Annotated in this window: 18 protein-coding genes; 7 read left to right on the top strand and 11 right to left on the bottom strand. The window is 54.8% G+C overall.

Annotation, left to right across the window (positions count from 1 at the left end):
* The first annotated feature begins 81 nt into the window (after positions 1–81).
* From VHE34_RS27355 to VHE34_RS27345, 3 genes are all read left to right on the top strand, one after another.
* Complete coding sequence (locus tag VHE34_RS27355; RefSeq protein ID WP_325593991.1) at positions 82–1,053, top strand: M23 family metallopeptidase; 972 nt, start codon at positions 82–84, stop codon at positions 1,051–1,053.
* An 85-nt stretch (positions 1,054–1,138) separates the two neighbouring features.
* Positions 1,139–1,912, top strand: a complete 774-nt coding sequence (locus tag VHE34_RS27350) for a MerR family transcriptional regulator (RefSeq protein ID WP_325593989.1) — start codon at positions 1,139–1,141, stop codon at positions 1,910–1,912.
* A gap of 16 nt (positions 1,913–1,928) precedes the next feature.
* The gene (locus VHE34_RS27345; protein WP_325593987.1) at positions 1,929–2,282 is read left to right on the top strand and encodes a thioredoxin family protein; all 354 of its coding nucleotides are present in this window, start codon (positions 1,929–1,931) and stop codon (positions 2,280–2,282) included.
* A gap of 44 nt (positions 2,283–2,326) precedes the next feature.
* Here the strand turns inward: VHE34_RS27345 and VHE34_RS27340 are convergent, their stop codons facing one another.
* The 7 genes from VHE34_RS27340 to rsfS all read right to left on the bottom strand — a co-directional run bounded on the left by VHE34_RS27340 (position 2,327) and on the right by rsfS (position 9,557).
* The gene (locus VHE34_RS27340; RefSeq protein WP_325593984.1) at positions 2,327–3,412 is read right to left on the bottom strand and encodes an acyltransferase; all 1,086 of its coding nucleotides are present in this window, start codon (positions 3,410–3,412) and stop codon (positions 2,327–2,329) included.
* A gap of 78 nt (positions 3,413–3,490) precedes the next feature.
* On the bottom strand, positions 3,491–4,600 hold the full coding sequence (locus VHE34_RS27335; RefSeq protein ID WP_325593982.1) for a mechanosensitive ion channel family protein: 1,110 nt from the start codon (positions 4,598–4,600) through the stop codon (positions 3,491–3,493).
* 30 nt (positions 4,601–4,630) lie between these two features.
* The gene (locus VHE34_RS27330) at positions 4,631–5,467 is read right to left on the bottom strand and encodes a hypothetical protein (RefSeq protein WP_325593979.1); all 837 of its coding nucleotides are present in this window, start codon (positions 5,465–5,467) and stop codon (positions 4,631–4,633) included.
* Positions 5,464–6,252: a UDP-2,3-diacylglucosamine diphosphatase gene (locus tag VHE34_RS27325; protein ID WP_325593977.1), complete on the bottom strand. Its 789-nt coding sequence runs from the start codon at positions 6,250–6,252 to the stop codon at positions 5,464–5,466. The genes VHE34_RS27330 and VHE34_RS27325 overlap by 4 nt, the downstream gene beginning before the upstream one ends.
* Positions 6,253–6,324: 72 nt before the next feature.
* The gene (locus tag VHE34_RS27320; protein ID WP_325593975.1) at positions 6,325–6,960 is read right to left on the bottom strand and encodes a LutC/YkgG family protein; all 636 of its coding nucleotides are present in this window, start codon (positions 6,958–6,960) and stop codon (positions 6,325–6,327) included.
* Between the two features lie 8 nt (positions 6,961–6,968).
* On the bottom strand, positions 6,969–9,020 hold the full coding sequence (gene ftsH, locus VHE34_RS27315; protein ID WP_325593973.1) for an ATP-dependent zinc metalloprotease FtsH: 2,052 nt from the start codon (positions 9,018–9,020) through the stop codon (positions 6,969–6,971).
* 135 nt (positions 9,021–9,155) lie between these two features.
* Positions 9,156–9,557 carry a ribosome silencing factor gene (gene rsfS, locus VHE34_RS27310; RefSeq protein WP_325593971.1) on the bottom strand — a complete coding sequence of 134 codons (402 nt, stop codon included), beginning with the start codon at positions 9,555–9,557 and terminating at the stop codon, positions 9,156–9,158.
* Between the two features lie 72 nt (positions 9,558–9,629).
* Here rsfS and VHE34_RS27305 point away from each other — a divergent pair, with 72 nt between their 5' ends.
* Positions 9,630–10,388 carry a biotin--[acetyl-CoA-carboxylase] ligase gene (locus tag VHE34_RS27305; RefSeq protein WP_325593969.1) on the top strand — a complete coding sequence of 253 codons (759 nt, stop codon included), beginning with the start codon at positions 9,630–9,632 and terminating at the stop codon, positions 10,386–10,388.
* Here the strand turns inward: VHE34_RS27305 and bcp are convergent.
* Together bcp and VHE34_RS27295 are read right to left on the bottom strand one after the other, a co-directional pair.
* On the bottom strand, positions 10,363–10,833 hold the full coding sequence (gene bcp, locus VHE34_RS27300; protein ID WP_325593967.1) for a thioredoxin-dependent thiol peroxidase: 471 nt from the start codon (positions 10,831–10,833) through the stop codon (positions 10,363–10,365). The two genes, VHE34_RS27305 and bcp, sit on opposite strands and share 26 nt — an antisense overlap.
* A 10-nt stretch (positions 10,834–10,843) precedes the next feature.
* Positions 10,844–12,613: a M23 family metallopeptidase gene (locus VHE34_RS27295; RefSeq protein ID WP_325593965.1), complete on the bottom strand. Its 1,770-nt coding sequence runs from the start codon at positions 12,611–12,613 to the stop codon at positions 10,844–10,846.
* 319 nt (positions 12,614–12,932) lie between these two features.
* On the opposite strand from VHE34_RS27295, the gene VHE34_RS27290 reads away from it, so the two are divergent.
* The 3 genes from VHE34_RS27290 (at position 12,933) to VHE34_RS27280 (ending at position 16,750) form a co-directional block, all read left to right on the top strand.
* Entirely contained in the window at positions 12,933–13,148 is a 216-nt protein-coding gene (locus VHE34_RS27290; protein ID WP_325593963.1) for a hypothetical protein, read from the top strand.
* A 185-nt stretch (positions 13,149–13,333) separates the two neighbouring features.
* Entirely contained in the window at positions 13,334–16,162 is a 2,829-nt protein-coding gene (gene carB / locus VHE34_RS27285) for a carbamoyl-phosphate synthase large subunit (RefSeq protein WP_325593961.1), read from the top strand.
* An 87-nt stretch (positions 16,163–16,249) separates the two neighbouring features.
* Positions 16,250–16,750 carry a hypothetical protein gene (locus VHE34_RS27280; RefSeq protein WP_325593959.1) on the top strand — a complete coding sequence of 167 codons (501 nt, stop codon included), beginning with the start codon at positions 16,250–16,252 and terminating at the stop codon, positions 16,748–16,750.
* Here the strand turns inward: VHE34_RS27280 and idi are convergent.
* Complete coding sequence (gene idi, locus VHE34_RS27275; RefSeq protein ID WP_325593957.1) at positions 16,734–17,285, bottom strand: isopentenyl-diphosphate Delta-isomerase; 552 nt, start codon at positions 17,283–17,285, stop codon at positions 16,734–16,736. The two genes, VHE34_RS27280 and idi, sit on opposite strands and share 17 nt — an antisense overlap.
* 14 nt (positions 17,286–17,299) lie before the next feature.
* Positions 17,300–17,800, bottom strand: a complete 501-nt coding sequence (locus VHE34_RS27270; protein ID WP_325593955.1) for an RNA polymerase sigma factor — start codon at positions 17,798–17,800, stop codon at positions 17,300–17,302.
* Positions 17,801–17,966 lie beyond the last annotated feature (166 nt).

Genomic DNA, 17,966 nt, shown 5'->3' with positions numbered 1-17,966 from the left:
CCTTGAAAAGCCGTGCAAAGGTACACCAAATCAGGCTGTTTTACCGTTCTACCGTTTTGAACGGTTGGACCTTGTTGCCCGATGAAGAAGATCAAGTACTATTATAATACCAATACCCTCCGCTATGAAAAGCTGGAGACTCCCCTGCGGGTGACCCTGTTGCGCGTCCTGGGATTCCTTTCTGCCGCCGTCGTAACCGCCCTGATCCTCGTTTCCATCGCCTATAAATATTTTCCTTCGGCCAATGAAAAAAGGCTGATGCAGCGGAATGAAGCCTTGCAGGACAATTATTATACCCTTAACGATAAGGTGAAGAAGCTGCAGGAGCAGATGACGGAGCTGGAGAAAAGGGACAACAATGTCTACCGCGCCATATTCGAGGCGGCGCCCATCCCCGACAGTGCGCGGGCGCGGCAAAACCAGCAGGAGCAGGAGCTGAAGCTGGTACAGGGCATGGACCAGGAGAATCTTTACCTGTCGGTGGCCGCCACGCTGAACCAGCTCACAGCCCGGATCGCCAACCAGGCCAGGTCCTATGTCCAGATCGACGGTTTTATCAAGAACAAGGAGCAGCTGTTGTCGTGTACCCCGGCCATTCAGCCGGTGAGCAACCATGATCTGAGCCGGATCGCCTCCGGGTTTGGATATAGGATCGACCCGGTCTATAAGACGACGAAGTTCCACGCCGGGCTCGATTTCGCCGCGCCGCAGGGTACGCCCATTTATGCCACGGCCAACGGAACGGTTGAAGTGGCGGGTAATACGGGCAATGGATATGGCAACCATGTCGTTATCAACCATGGGTATGGATACGGCACCCTTTATGGGCACATGTTCCGGGTGAAGGTCAAGCCGGGACAAAAAGTCAAACGCGGGGAGATCATCGGTTGGGTGGGGAGCACGGGTAAGAGTACCGGGCCACACTGTCATTATGAGGTGCATCGAAACGGCGATCCCGTGGACCCGGTCTTCTACTTTTATAATGATATCACTCCCGAGCAATATGACCGGCTGCTGAAGCTGGCTGCGTCGAGCAACCAAAGTTTTGATTAATCCTGTGTATCTTAGGGCAAATTCGCCGGGCAACGGTCCTCCGGACGTTAGGCTCGATTTTTGAGCCGACTTTTGTTTTTCGCGTATGAGCAGCAACCTGACCCAAATAGCGCTGGATTTCGGTTCCGAGCCGCAGCCTGTGCCGCCTTCGGCGGAGGAGGCGGCGCGCCCGTATCTGGCGGCGGATGGGGTTGGGGTGCGGGTCAAGTCGTTTAAGCAGCCGGCTGTGCCGGCGGTAGCGCCGGAGATCGCCGTTCGACCGATCGAGAAGGTGGTCAATGGCGATCTTTTTGCGGTGGAAGAGGCTGCGCCGGTGGTGGTCAAAGAGCCCGTGGCGGTCAGAGAGCCGGTGGTGGTCGAAGCGCCGGTGGCGGCGGTGGAAGAACCCGTTGCGCAGGTCCCGGAGGTCCTGCCGAAGACCCGGCGCAGGACCCCTGCAGGGCGGACGAGCGCCGCCAAGCCGGGAACCTCGAAGCGCGGCCGGAAATCACTTAAGGAAGTGGCGGCGGAGGCCCAGCTGATCGAGATCCCTGCCGACGAGGTGCTGTTCAGCAAACAATATTATACCATGGGGGAGGTTTCGGAGATGTTCCGGGTGAATCAATCCTTGCTGCGATTCTGGGAGACGGAGTTCGATATCCTTCAGCCGAAGAAGAATAAGAAGGGGGACCGGTATTTCCGCCCGGTAGATATCAAGAATCTCCATCTCATCTATCACCTGCTGCGCCAAAAGAAATACACTATCGAGGGTGCGAAGGAATTCCTGAAAAAGAATAAAAAGGCGGAAGATGGTTTCGAGGTAATCCAGCGACTGCAGAAAATCAAGGCCTTTCTCGTGGAATGGAAGGCGCAACTCTGACCTAATTTCCCCTTATATGAAGCATCTCCTTCTCGTCGTCCTCATCATCGGTGTCGGCATTTTCACTTACGCTCAATCGGATTATATGGTCGGAACGGATGGCGGCACCTGGTGCGGCGATACCCAGGCCTTGTTGCCTAAGTTCTACCTGCTGATGGATGCGGCAGGCATTGGCGGCGATCAACTGACCTTTGTCGCGGTCGACCGGCAGAAGCATGCGCTCAACCCACTGCCCGAGGAAATGCACCTCGCGCATACCCCAACGTTTATCATCCTGAAGGGTGGGAAAGAGGTCGGGCGGGTGGTGGAATGGGGGAAGAATGGGCAGTGGGAGACCGAGCTCGGGGATATCGTCTCTAAGAATTTTTAGTTGCGGCTATCGAGGCTTCGCAGGCCTACTCTAAAGGGACATCTTTATACAACTACCTTGGCAACCTGCCGTTTCTTCTCGTAGGCGAAGAATCTTTTTAAATCGTTAAACGGCAGCTCGAATGAATACCAGGAGATGGTTGCAATAAGGATCGTTGCCGGTAAATAATAAATTTGGGGGTGCTCGAGGTGAAAATGACCGAAGGCCCAGGGCATGAAGTAATGGTAAACATAAAGGCCATAGGATATTTTCCCAAGGTAAACGACCGGCTTCCATTGAATAAACCTTCCAAAACCGGCTTTGAACTTCCCCAGGCCGGCCATTCCAACCAGCCAAAAGAAGAAAATTGCCATCATAGTTCGCCCGAAAACCATAGTCAGCAGATTATTGGGACGATAAGCCACCAGAACATATAAAGCGATCGACGTCAGGGCTGCAACATAGACGATCAACCGCTGCCCTAAAAGCCGCTGTAGTTTCGCGGGATCGTTCAATTTATAATAGGCCAGAATAGCCCCTAAAGCAAAACAGTCAAAGCATCCAGGTGTGAATGAATAAGAAACCCATTGGGCAACCCCAGGATGTTCGAACATTAGGGAGCAAAGAACTCTGAAAGCCATGGATATAAGGATCAGGAGATAGAAGAAACGCAACTGCAGTTTTTCCGGAATAAGCAATATGACGAAGGGAAAAAAGATATAAAATTGCTCCTCAACGGAAAGAGACCATAGATGAGCCATGTTCCCCGTTGCCGCGCGTAAGAGACCGGTGGGATAGTTGAACGTATACTTTACCAGGTATGGAAAGAAAAGGCGTGCTTTAGGGATATGCAATAGCGCCGACAGTCCAATTACAAGGTAATAAAGAGGGAAAATTCTCAGAAATCTCCGGGCATAGAAATTTTTCAGCACTTCGCCCAGGCTGCGGTTCTCGCTTTTGTTAACCATTAGTATCTGAGAAATAAGGAACCCGCTAAGAACAAAAAAAAGGTTGACTCCCGCGGTTCCAGCAATAAAATCCAGACCTGCAAGGGCGGGGACGTCTCCCGTCCAATGACCGAACATAACGGCAACTACGGCAAGGAATCGCAGGCCATCCAGTTGGATCATGTACTTTTCGTTGGTTCCCATAACCTAAAGGCAGTTATTACCTGCCAATATAACGGAAAATGGAACGATTTATTTTCGGGTCATCGTGCGGTTTAAACTCTAAGGCTTAAGGGGTTCAGGCGGCCCAGGATTCGACACGGTGATCGTCGTACTCGACCCGGCAATGCTGAGGCCCATCATCTGCATCAACTGCAACACTTCGAGATTGACCTGCTGTTTGACGGTATTGAACTCTTCGATGGCCACCGGCGCGGTGAAATAATCCACGTTTACGAGGAAGGCGCTGCCGGTGACGTTGTCCAGGAAGACGGTGCTGTTCTGAACCTTGTCGCGGACGAGGATCCGGCGGATACCGGTGATGAAGGCGTCCAGCTGAGCGGCGGGGGTGGACAGGCTTAGTTCCAACCGGAGTTCGCCTTTTCGCTGGGTCCTTAGCGTGAGATTGTCGACGACGCTGTCGACCATCTGCTTGTTGGGGACGGTGACGAATGTTTTCTGATCGGTCCGGATACGGGTACTCCGGAGACCGATCTTTTCCACGGTACCGGAGATATTGTTTACTTTCAGGACATCGCCGGCCTTGAAGGGCTTGTCGAAGAAGATGACGAAGGAGGCGATCAGGTTCTCGATGCTCTCCTTGGCGGCCAGGGCGATGGCGGCGCCGGCCAGACCGAGGCCGCCGACGACGTTCGAGACGTCCACTTCGAAGGCCTTGTGCAGGATCACGAGGATGCCGATGATGCCCAGCACCGCCTTCAGGAAGTCGCGGATGAACACGATCATCTGCATATCGCGGGGACCGCCGCCGCTTTTCGCCTTGCTGCGGAGCACCAGCGCGATAAAATCCACCAGACGACCCAGGAGCCAGAAAAAGCTGCCGATGAGGATGATCACGGCAACGGCCTGGGTGATGGCCTTTGACCGGACCTCGTAGATATCGAATTCGAGCTCGCCGGGGAAATGCAGCTTTTCGATGGAGGTGATCGAAACGAACAGGACAAGGAAGATGCCGATAGGGCCGACAACCAGGTCGAGAAAAGCGCTCTTATCGAGCCCCGAGCCCATCCGCCGGACGAACCGGAAGATCAGCCGGGCGATGAGGCGGGAGATGACCCGTTTGAGGAGGATGACGAAGAGGATCGTTGCGGCAACGATAATGTAGGCTTTCAGCGGGTTGCCGAAGACGATGCTATTCCAGAAAGAGTGCATGGTGCAAAGATAAGGACCTGCGGGGTGTGATTATTTTCGGCTATAGATCTCGAGCCCTGTCTTCTTCAGGACATAGATGACCGAGGGGGTTATCCGGATGCGGCTGGCCCCGGCATAGGCCGCGGGAATGGGCTCTTCCTGCATATTCAGCGTACCGGGCTGATAGCGGAAGAAGCTGTGGTCGTCGCGGCCGAGGAGGGATCTATCGATGACGTCGAAGTCGCGCCAACCGCGCAGATCGAGATGCGTTTTCAGGGTACCGTAGTGGTCGAAGATATAAACGCCTTTTGCGGGATCGTAGAGGTAGACGAAGCCGGCCTGGTCGCGGATGACGATGGGATCAGGGACGGTGTCGAACAACTGCCGGAAGTCGGTGGTCCGATCCACGAGGGACCCGTCATCGCCGACCCGCTTGAGGATGGCATCCAGCTCATCGAAGACCCATACATTGTTATCATATGCGAGCCCGATGGCCTTTACCTGCAGGATATTCAGCTTGCGGAGATCGATGGTGTTGACGATGTTGAGGAACCGATCCAACTCGAGGATGGTGGAGAATTCGCGGTAGAAGACGAGGATCTTCAGGGGGTTGGTGACGTCGATGGAGGCGATGTTTCCAAAGCGGCGGACGTCGTTGAAGACGGCCAGTGAGTCGCCCTGGGGACTGAGCTTGCGGAGCTGATTGTCCTTCCGCAGGATATAGATGTTTCCGAGGTTGTCGACGGTGAAGTCGGCAATGTCGGGACCGATCGTCCGGGTGAGGCGGAAGAGCGCGCCTGTATCCGCCGGGTTTTGTTGTGACCGGGCGGCTGTGCAGGCCACAATTGCCAGCGGCAGCAGAAAGAAAAGGCGGAAGCGGCGGTTCATTTTCGGACGATTTTATCGGCCGTTTCGGGGGTCTCGCTTTGAAGGGTCAGCTGTTGCCCGTCGAGCACGGCATACGTATAATAACGGATCCAGTCCCCCAGATTGATATACCGGCTGCCGGTATCGTTCAATAAAAAGTCGATGGGCAGGTGACGATGGCCGAAGATGAAATAATCAAAATGCCCGCGTTTGAGCACATCCCGGCAGAAAAGGATCAGCCATTCCTTGTCCTCGCCGAGGAAGATGGCGTCGTCGGCGCCGGTGACGGCCCGGCTGCGGCGGCTGAGCCAGCCCGCCAGCCCCACCCCGACGGCCGGAGGCAGAATGCCGAAAAGGGCCTGGCAGACGGGATTGCGGAATATCTTTTTCATCAACTTATACCCGCGGTCACCGGGTCCCAGGCCGTCGCCATGCCCGATGAGGAATTTCAGTCCGTTGAACTCGAATTCCTTTGGTTCGTGATAGACGGGGATATTCAGCTCGGTCTCGAAATATCCCTTCATCCACATATCGTGGTTGCCGATAAAGAAGTGGATGGGGATGCCCGAGTCCGTAATTTCCGCCATCTTGCCGAGGATGCGAACATAGCCCTTGGGCACGACCGTCCGGTATTCGTACCAGAAGTCGAAGAGATCGCCGACGATAAAGATCACCGCGGCGTCCTTGCGGATGCGTTCGAGGAAATCGACGATCCGTCGTTCGCGCACCAGGCTGGTGGCGTGGTCGGGCGCGCCTAAATGAAAATCCGAGAGGAAATATATTTTTTTTCCGGGAGGAACTTGCATTTTGCAAAAGTAATCTGTGCCTTCGGCACTTATCGCTAATGTTTGGCCTTCGGCCGACGGGCTTCCAGCCCGTCAGGAATCTACGAGAAACAAGTATACTTCTTTGGGACCATGAACTCCGACTACGAGGGTCTTTTCGATATCGGCGGTCCGGCTGGGTCCTGTGGCGAAGCTGATCAGCGACGGGAGCTGTTGCGGGTACTTCTCCTTCATGCCGACGAGCCCGTCGCGGACATCGTAAACCAGCTGGTCGGTATACGCGACGCAGATGTGGACCGGGGCATAGACGCTGACGGTGCGGCCGCTGCGGCCGGCACTGCTGAGGATGATGCTGCCGGTGCGCGCCACCAGCCCTTCGCAGGTAGTGACGGCGGCGTCGCAGTCTGCCAGCCCGACATCGGCGAATCCGTCAAAGGCCTGGGCCTTTAGCGTTTCGCGCAGCTTTTCTTCGCGACAGTACAGCTTTTTCAGGCCCTGCGTGGCGATCAGCGCATTCAGCTGGCTCACCAGTTCGGCATGATCGACGCAAAAGATGAACTTGCCCTGTAGTTTGGCAAACTGCTCGGCGAATTCCACTTCGAGGTCTTGCCGCGAAGGATGGAAGACGGAGGCGTTGCCTTCGCTTTGTGGAAAAGGAATAGGCGTTGATTCACTCAACGCCTGCCTTATCTTTTTCAGAATATTCTCTTTTGCGGAGGATACCTTCACTTCCTATTTTATTTTACTTCTTCAGTGGCCGGGGGAACGATGACGGCCGGCGGCACTCCATTGTCGGAGACATCCAGCAGTCTTTTCTCTTCATAAGGACGTTTGCCGATGAGGGTCTCCACGTCGCTTTGGAAGAGGACTTCCCGCTCGAGCAGGGCTTCCGCCAGCGTCCGCACTTCCCTCGATTTTTCGGTCAGCAGCTGCTTGGTGGCTTCATAGGCCCGGTCGATCAGCTTGCGGACTTCCTCATCGATGATCCGCGAGGTCTCTTCGGAATACGGTTTGGTGAACGAATTCTCCACCTGGGGATCGTAGAAGCTGATATTACCCACTTTGTCGTTCATCCCATAGACCGTAACCATCGAATAGGCGATCTTGGTGATCTGCTGCAGATCGTTCTGCGCGCCTGTCGATATCTTGCCGAAATTCAGCTCTTCACTGGCGCGGCCGCCGAGGGTCATGCAGATCTGGTCGAACAGCTGGTCCGTATTGTAGAGATACTGTTCCTTCGGGGTGTATTGCGCGTAACCGAGCGCTGCCGTTCCGCGGGGAACGATGGTTACCTTCAGGAGAGGGTAGGCATGTTCCAGGAACCAGCCGCAGATGGCGTGACCGGCTTCGTGGTAGGCGATGATCTTCTTCTCGTCGGGGGAGATGATCTTGTTCTTTTTCTCGAGACCGCCGATGACCCGGTCCACGGCATCCTGGAAGTCTTCCATTTCCACGGTCTCTTTCCCTTTACGGGCGGCGATCAATGCGGCTTCGTTACAAACGTTGGCGATGTCGGCGCCGGCAAAACCGGGCGTTTGTTCTGCCAGTTTATGGATATCCAGCTTGCTGGAGATCTTTATCGGTTTGAGGTGGACCTTGAAGATCGCCTCGCGGCCCTTCAGGTCGGGCTTGTCGATGGAGATCTGCCGGTCGAAGCGGCCGGGGCGCAGCAGGGCGCTGTCGAGTACGTCGGGCCGGTTGGTGGCTGCCAGCACGATGATGCCGCTGTCGCCGCCGAAGCCGTCCATTTCCACGAGGAGCTGGTTGAGCGTGCTCTCGCGCTCGTCGTTGGACATGATAGCGTTCTTCCCGCGGGCGCGGCCGATGGCATCGATCTCATCGATAAAGATGACGCAGGGAGCTTTTTCGCGGGCTTGTTTGAACAGGTCGCGGACACGGCTGGCGCCAACGCCTACGAACAGTTCGACGAAGTCGGAACCGCTCATCGAGAAGAAGGGGACCTGGGCCTCGCCGGCCATGGCCTTTGCGAGCAGCGTCTTGCCGGTCCCGGGAGGGCCTACCAGCAGGGCGCCCTTGGGGATCTTGCCTCCCAGTGCCGTATATTTTTTGGGGTTCTTCAGGAAATCGACGATTTCCATCACTTCGACCTTGGCTTCGTCCAATCCTGCGACGTCGCTGAAGGTGATGGACACCTTTGTACCCTTATCGAAGAGGGTGGCCTTGGACTTTCCGATGTTGAAGATGCCGCCCGGACCGCCGGTGCCGGCCTGTCCGCCCATCTTTCGCATCAGCATGACCCAGATGAGCACGATGATCAGCAGGGGCAGCAGGAAGTTCAGCAAGGGGCCGAACCATTCGCCTTCCTGCTTGGAGTTGATCGCCACTTCCTGGTTGGGATGGGCAGCAAAATATTCCCGGAGCATCTTCTCATAGTCCTTCACATCGGTGACCCTGAATTCGAACTGCGGGCCATCCTTGCTCATTCCGCCGGACCAGGAATTCTGCTTGTTGTATTTGGAATAAAAAGGCTTGTTCAGGCTGTCCTTCTTGATATAGACCCGGACAATGTTCTTGTTGGAGATAAGGTCTATCTTTTCGACGTCGCCGTTGGCCAGCATGGTCTTGCGGAAATCCAGCTCGTCGGCGGGGTGAGCGTCCGGCGAGAAGGAGCCGAATAAGTTAAAACCGATGAGCACGGCGGCGATGATCCCCCAGATCCAGTAGATGCTGAACTTCGGTCCTTTTCTCTGACCATTGTCATCATCTCCCCTTGGGCGGAACCTTGGAAAGTTGTTTTTATCGTTTTGTTTCAGATCGTCTTGTGGCATTTTTGTATGTATCCGTGTTGTTTAGCGGTATTAATAATAAAAACTATACGGTGAAAAGGTTCAAAAAAAACCATGAAACGGCAAAATAACCTGTTAAATTGTCGGTCCCAACCGGTTTCTGTCCCTGGGTCATCCTCATTGGTGCTTCTCCTGGGGAGCATCACTCCACATGTCCTCCAATTTATAAAAACGGCGATTTTCCGGCAGCATCACGTGGACCACGACATTCACATAATCGATCAAAACCCACTGATAGGTTTGTCTGCCTTCGTGTTTATAGGGGAGTTCATCGCAATTCTTCTTCACTTCTTCTTCCACCGAATCGGCTATGGCCTTCACCTGGGTGGTGCTGGCGGCCTCGCAAATGATAAAAAAATCGGCTACCGCTTCGGGGATCTTGCGTAAATCAAGGGAAATGATCTCTTCACCCTTTTTCTCCTGTATTGCTTTTATGATGGATTTGAAAATCTTTGAATTCCTCGTCAATCTCGCCGCGCTACTGCGCTTACGGGTAGCTAGTATAGAAAGCTGTTCCAATAATCAATACTTTTTTTATGATACTTTTGAATCCGAGCCGCCCCCGGCGGCTCATCCAAAAATAGGAATCTTTTGGCGATCGGTCACGCTTTTATTGAATTAGAGTCGGTGGACAGCACCAACAACTATGCCATGGCCGGGGCCGTTTCAGGCGCCCTTCCGCACGGCACCCTTGTTTTCGCGCATGATCAGTGGGCGGGCAAAGGTCAGCGGGGTCGCCAATGGACGAGCCAGCCTGGTGAGAACATCATCCTCAGCGCTGTCTTAGAGCCAGTTGTGCTGCCCTTTACGGCCGGTTTCGCCCTCAGTGTGGCAGTGGCTCTTGCCTGCCATGATCTGTACAGTCATTATGCCGGCTCCGAGGCGACGTCGATCAAATGGCCCAACGATCTGTATTGGAATGACAGAAAGGCAGGGGGCATCCTCATCGAGAATCATTTCAAGGGAGATCAGTGGCTTTATGCGATCGCGGGGATGGGGATCAATATCAACCAGGTCGAGTTTCCGCCGACGGCCAGGAATCCCGTTTCCCTGCGTCAAATAACGGGCAAGACCTTCAATTCGTTGCAGCTGGCGCGGGAGCTGGGCGCGTTTTTGGACAAGCGGTATGCTGAGCTGGTCGCCGGCGAAGCCGGGTTGCAGCTGCGGCAATACAACGAGCGGCTGTATGGCCGCGGGCGGGAGGTGCGGCTGAAGAAGGAGAATGCCGTGTTCCGGACGGTGGTGGAGGGGGTTTCGGCGCGGGGCGAACTATTGACGAAAGACGTATTGGAACGGCGATTCACCTTTGGGGAGGTGGAGTGGATCATTGAAGGGCCGACCAGGCCTTGACAATTTCTTCTGCATGCTGTTTACTCCTCGGCTTTAAGAATATTTTGCGGATCACGCCTTTTTCGTCGATCACGAAGGTAGTCCGATGGAGTCCCATATACCGGCGGCCATAGAGCTGCTTCTCGCCCCACACGCCGTACTTGTCGATGATCTTATGATCGGGGTCGGCGACCAGCGGGAACGGAAGCCCGAACTTCTTTTCGAATTTCCCATGGCTCTTCTCATCATCCGGACTCACGCCGATGACTGAAAACCCTTCCTTCTTCAGCAGGGAATAATTGTCCCGGAGGTTACAGGCTTGCACCGTGCAGGTGGGGGTGTCATCCTGCGGATAGAAATACAGGACTACTTTTTTTCCTTTATAGTCGGCCAGCGAAACCTTGTTGCCTGCTGCGTCCCTTCCCGTAAATGCGGGGGCCTTGTCGCCTTCCTGCAGATGAGTCATGTGTCGTAGGTTATCTTGTAAAATGAAGTTCTTTTACCGATCGGTTCCCGGCCATGTCCTCGACGCTTATTCGAAGCGTATGGCGGCCGGGAGGACAATGTTCGTCGAACTTGTAAATATAGGCCAGTCCCTTGTCATTGGTGAAACAGAGCCACTGGCCGCCTGCCGGGCCCTCGGGATCGAGTACGGCGCTGAATCCTTTTGTCGCGCCGAGATTATCTTTTACGGTCACCGCGATGCGGCCGGCTTTGGACAGATAAGCGCCTTCGGCGATGCCGGGGATGGAGATCACCGGCGGTTCGAGATCTTCCACTAACTGAAAGTTACCGAATTCCCGGAAGCGGGCGGAGGCCCAGCCGTTCTGCCATTCGGGCCGCTGTACGTCTTTGGATGGACCGTTGAAACAGACCAGCACAACTTTACCGGGAGTTGGGGCGGGTGTCACCGGGCGCAGCCGGACGAGGACCGGATCGAGCAGCGGGATGCCTTTGTCGCCGATGGCTTGCACTGCCGAAACCCCGCCGGGCAGGGAGAGGCCGGCGCCGGGATTGCCTACCGTGCCGAAGTGGATGGTCACCGAATCATACAGGCTTTTCTCACCGAGGAAGAAGGCATAGTCGGGGGCTTCGACGCCGTCGACCATTCCCGCATAGAATTTCTTCCCCGGTTGCAGCGCCTCGAGCGGCGGAAGAGCGGGATCCGGCCGGTATTGAACGCGGAACCGCAGGTCGGATGCATTTCCGTACGTATCCTTTACGACGATGCGGACCGCATGGACGAGACCGTCTTCGAGTCGGATCACGCCATCGCTTTGCCGGCCGACCGGCCAGGTATAGATGGAAGGGGAAGGATTACCCGATAAAAAAAACAGCTGCTGGAGAAACGGTCCGCCTGTTTCTCTTGTCTTATAGTCGATGTGTGCGTTTATGTTGCGGGTATCGTTGTAGCTGATGTTGTTCATCTGGAAGCCGAGCACCGGCGCATCGTCGACGTAGAGGGCGGCTTCATAGATGCCGTTGGGATTGGCTGAACCGTCTTGTGTATCGAAGGCCGAGAGGGCAAAGCTGATGCGGGTGGTGGGAACCAGCAAGAGAGAGGGTGCGGGCGACCAGGCGGCTGGGCCGGAGGAGGAGGGGCTGCGGCGAATGGGTAGAATGTGGGGCTTCTGTTCGTAGATGCCGAGGTTGCGATCGTACCACGCGAGGCGCTGGAGAGTTGGCGGCGTATTGTCGGGCACCGGCAGTCCGAAGAGCAATGGGTTTTGGTTGACGTCGTCGGCGGTTCGACGGATCTCGAAATGCAGGTGAGGGCCCTGTGAGCCGCCGGTGTTGCCGCTGTAGGCGATGAAGTCGCCTTTCTTCACGGGGAACTGGCCGGGTTGAGGGGACAGGTGAACGGACCAGGACTGCCGGCGGTATTGCTGGTCGTGTACGTAGGCTGCCAATGCGGGGAAGAACCGGTTGAGATGCCCGTATACCGTGGTGTATCCGTTGGGATGGTTGATGTAGATCGCCTGGCCAAAACCGCCGGGCTCGACGGAGACCCGCGCCACGTATCCATCCGCCGCAGCGTAGACGGGGAGGTTCTCCCGGTGCTGCGTCCGGATATCGAGGCCCATGTGGTAGTGGTTGGGGCGCAGCTCGCCGAAGTTGGCGGCGAGGTGGATCGGGATGGCCAGTGGGTCGCGGAAGTAGCCGTGCGGAACTTCTGCGGAGGGGAAGAGCTGGGAGAATGCCTGGGACGTACAACAACAAATGAGCGCGAGAACGAGATATCTCATGATCGGATTAATGCAGGATTAAAAATACAAGAGGAAACAAAGATACCCAATCACCGGTTAGTTATTCCCATTGTGAGCCTCAAACCTCCGAAATTGACACGTCAAAAAGCGATATATCGGCATCTGTTGGGGCATTTTTCCCGTATATACTGTGGCGAAAAGTGAAGTGATTGTTAATAAGCCCCTACCAATCAACCTTGAAACGGGACGCCAAAAAAATACTACGATCAGGGTACGTTTTTTTTAAAGTTTGGTACAGCTTTTGGCTAACGAAAGTTGTCTATAATAGAAGAAGGCTTCACCATCAAATTGGAAGAGTATGAAAGGATTTAAACACAGAATGGTCGTTTTTCTGGCAGTGACTGTCGGAGGCATGATTGGCGTTATCAAAGGCGAAGAAGCGAAGCAGAAGTATGTATTCCGCTTGAGAAGTAAATTCGAGAACCGGAGGCTGATGGCCGAGCGGAAATCGATTGCCCGCAGGGGCGGGGTGCTGCTCGACGACATCGAGCTCGCAGCGTATCACAACAATTGATGCTTCGCGTCGATTGCATGGTAATAACTGAAACTGAAAGTTAGTAGCGCACCTTGTAAATTGTTAGTTATACGAGGCCCGGCGAATCTGATGATGATGCCGGGCCTTTTTCGTCTTCAGGTGTAGCATTTTTTGGAGGGGACCCTTCGCTGACGTACCTTTGCGCAATTTATTTTTTCTAAGACATGCCCAAAGACACCTCCATCAAATCCGTCCTGATCATTGGATCGGGTCCCATTATCATCGGTCAAGCCTGCGAATTCGACTATTCCGGCACCCAGGCTGCCCGCAGCCTGCGGGAAGAGGGGGTCGAAGTGATCCTCATCAACAGCAATCCGGCCACTATTATGACGGACCCCATGATGGCGGACAAGGTGTACCTGTTACCGCTGACGGTGGAGAGTATCGAACAGATATTGGAAGAGAACAAAATAGATGCCGTGTTGCCGACCATGGGCGGTCAGACGGCATTGAATCTGGCAAAGGAAGCCGAGGATCTCGGCATCTGGGAAAAATATGGAGTCCGCCTGATCGGCGTGGACATCAAGGCTATCGACAAAGCCGAGGACCGCGAGAAGTTCCGGAAGTGGATGATCGAGTTGGGTGTGCCCGTCGCGACGGCCAAGACCGCCAATTCCTTCCTCGAAGGGAAGGAATTCGCCCAGGAGATCGGCTTCCCGCTGGTGATCCGGCCCTCTTTTACCCTTGGCGGTACGGGGGGCGGATTCGTGCACGACAAAGAAGACCTGGACGAAGCGTTAAATCGTGGTCTGCAGGCCTCCCCCATTCACGAGGTGCTGGTCGAAAAAGCGGTCCTGGGTTGGAAGGAATTCGAGCTGGAGCTGTTGCGGGACGCCAATAACAATGTCGTCATCATCTGTACCGTGGAGAATTTCGATCCGATGGGCGTCCACACGGGGGATTCCATCACGGTGGCTCCGGCGATGACCCTCAGCGACACGGCTTTTCAGCTGATGCGGAACACGGCGATCCGGATGATGCGCGACCTGGGGAATTTCGCCGGCGGCTGTAATGTGCAATTCGCGCTTAATCCCAAGACGGAAGAGATCATCGCCATCGAGATAAACCCGCGCGTGAGCCGGAGTTCGGCTTTGGCATCCAAAGCGACCGGGTACCCGATCGCAAAGATCGCGGCCAAGCTGGCCATCGGGTATTCCCTCGACGAGCTCAAGAACCAGATCACAAAAACGACGTCGGCCTACTTCGAGCCGGTGCAGGATTATGTCATCGTCAAGATCCCGCGGTGGAATTTCGACAAGTTCAAGGGCGCCAACGACACCCTTGGCCTTCAGATGAAGAGTGTGGGTGAGGTGATGGCCATCGGGCGCAGCTTTACCGAAGCCGTTCAGAAGGCCTGTCAGAGCCTCGAGAACAATGCGGTTGGTTTGGGATATTATGGGAAGAGCCTCATGCATGCCGAAGAGCTGCTGGAATATATCAAAACCCCGAAGTGGGATCGCATCTTCCGCATCAAGGATGCGCTGATGGCGGGCATTTCGGTGGGCACGATCTCCAAGGCTACGAACGGCATCGACCGGTGGTTCCTTTATGAGATCCAGAAGATCTGCAACATGGAGAAGGACATTGCGAAATACAGCAAGGTCGAGACGTTGCCGCTGGAGCTGCTGCGCGAAGCCAAGAAGCTCGGGTTCAGCGATGCGCAGATCGTCAAGATCATGGGTTCCGGCAACGAAGAGGCGCTGTATGAGCGGCGGAAGGCGGCCGGCATCACCCGCGTCTATAAAATGGTGGACACCTGCTCGGCCGAGTTCGAGGCAAAGACCCCTTATTTCTACTCCACGTTCGAGGGCGGCCATGCCAATGAGAGCAAGGTCAGCGAACGGAAGAAGATCATCGTGCTCGGCAGCGGTCCCAACCGCATCGGGCAGGGTATCGAATTCGACTATTGCTGCGTCCACGGCCTGATGGCCATCCGGGAATGCGGTTATGAGGCCATTATGGTCAACTGTAACCCCGAGACGGTATCGACGGATTTCGACATCGCCGACAAGCTGTACTTCGAGCCGGTATACTGGGAACATCTCTGGGAGATCATCGAACACGAGAAGCCTTCGGGCGTCATCGTGCAGCTGGGCGGCCAGACGGCCCTCAAGCTTGCCGAGAAGCTGAATGAGAAGGGCATTCCCATCATCGGGACGTCCTTCGACAGCATGGACATCGCGGAAGACCGGGGCCGGTTCAGCGATATGCTAAAAGAACTGAACATCCCCTACCCCGACTACGGCACGGCCTATGACGTCGACGAGGCGATCCAGGTGGCCAACCGGGTGGGATATCCCGTGCTGGTGCGGCCGAGCTATGTATTGGGGGGGCAGCGGATGCGGATAGTGATCAACGATGAAGAAGTGGAAAAGGCCGTCGTCAGCCTGCTGAAGCATATCCCGGGCAACAAGATCCTGGTCGACCATTTCCTCGATCGCTGCCAGGAGGCCGAGGTTGACGCCATCTTCGACGGCGAGACCTTCCATGTGATGGGAGTGATGGAACATATCGAGCCCGCGGGCATCCACAGCGGCGACAGCCATGCGGTGCTGCCGGCCTTCAACCTCAGTCCCATGGAGGTCACGACGATGGAGTACTATGCGGAAAAGATCGCCCGCGCCCTCAATATCAAGGGGCTTATCAATATCCAGTTCGCCATCAAGAGCGGGAAGGTGTATGTTATCGAAGCCAACCCGCGGGCCTCGCGTACGACGCCTTTTATTGCGAAGGCCTACCAGATACCTTACCTGAATATCGCCACCAAGATCATGCTCGGCGATCACAAACTGGGTGATTTTACCTTTGAGAAGAAGTTGAGCGGCTTTGCGATCAAGGAACCGGTATTCAGCTTCAACAAGTTCCCGGGCGTCAACAAGGAGCTGGGGCCGGAAATGAAGTCCACCGGGGAGGCGATCCGCTTCATCAAGGACCTGCGCGATCCCAATTTCCGGCAGCTGTATAAGGACCGGAGCATGTACCTGAGCAAGTAGGGGCGCCGATGGGAAAAATTCCCGGGAAGAGAAAAAATTAGCAAGGAATTTGCAATAGAAGATTGTTACCTAAAATCTCTATAGCTTATGAAGCGACTCTTTTCCCTACTATTGTGCATGGGCCTTGTGACCGTAGGCATGGGACAATTAAAGGCCAAGGTGGCATGCCCCGATTTCTATGTGGATGTGCTCGACGGGACCGTCAATGGGCTCAAGCCATCCAATACGCAAAATGAGATCAAGGAAAAATTCCCGTGTTTTACCAGCGCCGTGGAGGAATCCCAGGAAGCAAAATGCGGTGGCGGCATCTTCTTCAAGACGAAGGACCTTTACTTTTACACCAAACGGAAATACGTGGAGGTAGGGCCGAAGTTCATCGGTAAGACGAGCATCCCGATACTGGGGACCAGGCGTGGCAGTCATTTCAGCCGCCTGGGGAACCCGACGATCAAGGATGACACCTGGGAAGCGTATGAGATGCAGTATGGCACGCTTGTCCTGCATTTCGACGTGGCCGGGCCGAATGGGAAAGTGAAGTATTTCCAGTTCAGCACGCTGGGTTCGGACGGTCTTAACCTTTGCGAGTAGCGTCGCCATCGACGCCGGTTGCCATCCGTTGCGTCACTAACGGGAAGGCCAGGTGGAACCAGCTGGTAAATCGATCCGGCCGGGCCTCCAGGCCTTCTTTTATTTTATCCAGGGATTGATAGCAATAGTCGCTGACTTCGGCGGCATTGGGCCTGATCTCCCGATCATAGTGCCCGACGAACACATGATCGAATTCGAATTCGGTCAGTCCGTTGTCAAATTCGGACCGGTAGGTAAAGTCGAAAAGCTTTTCCAGCCCGGTGGTGAATCCCAGCTCTTCTTCGAGCCGGCGGCCGGCAGCCGCCATCGTGTCCTCGCCGGGCCGGGGATGACTGCAGCAGGCATTGGTCCATAGGCCGGGGGAGTGGTATTTGCCCGGGGCGCGCCGCTGCAGGAGCATCTCCCCTTTCGAGTTGAATATGAAAACGCTAAAAGCCCTGTGTAAGAGGGCTTTGCGATGAGCTTCTATCTTTTCCATGGTCCCCTGCGGGACATCTTCTTCATTCACCAGGATCACTTCTTCCCTTTCTTGCATAGTTATGTGCCGAACTAAAATCGCTCGATCTGATTTTTTAACAGCTTGCGGGCAAAGTGGATGCGGCTCTTGATGGTACCCAGCGGTTCCTGCAGCATCTCGGCGATCTCGTGGTACTTGAACCCGTCGAAGTAGAGCAGGAAGGGGTTGCGGAAGATCTCCGGCAGCTTGTGGATGGCGGCCTGGATATCCTTCACCCGAAGATTGCTCTCGACCGTTCCTGCCACCGCCACCTGGGAGGAGTTCAGGAGAAACTCGTTTGGTGTGCTGTCAAAAATGGTATTCTGCTTGGCTTTACGGCGGTAATTATTGATAAAGATATTCCGCATGATCGTGTAAAGCCATGCTTTGATATTCGTACCTACGTTGTATTTATCCTTATTTGCTAAGGCGCGGAACAGGGTTTCCTGGAAAAGGTCTTTGGCTGCTTCAGAATCACGGGTAAGCGTGATAGCGAACGGCTTTAAGAACTCTGCATTGTTGACCAAAAGCTGGTTGAATTCTACTGTAGCCATGAGTTAAAATTGTTTAATGATCTTCTGTTCAAAATTAGACATTAAAGAACGGCGGAGTTTAGTTTTGTGACCTATGGTCTTGTTAAAAGACAATAAGCTGACAATCATTCCGCCGGGTCTTTGGTTTTGTTGATTCGTGTGCCATGCTATTGTTTCGTTTCCATAT

Source organism: Puia sp. (assembly GCF_035546395.1).
In the GTDB taxonomy this organism is placed as follows: domain Bacteria; phylum Bacteroidota; class Bacteroidia; order Chitinophagales; family Chitinophagaceae; genus Puia.
The sequence above is the reverse complement of the archived record's forward strand: the minus strand, read 5'-3'. Positions and strand labels throughout refer to the sequence as shown.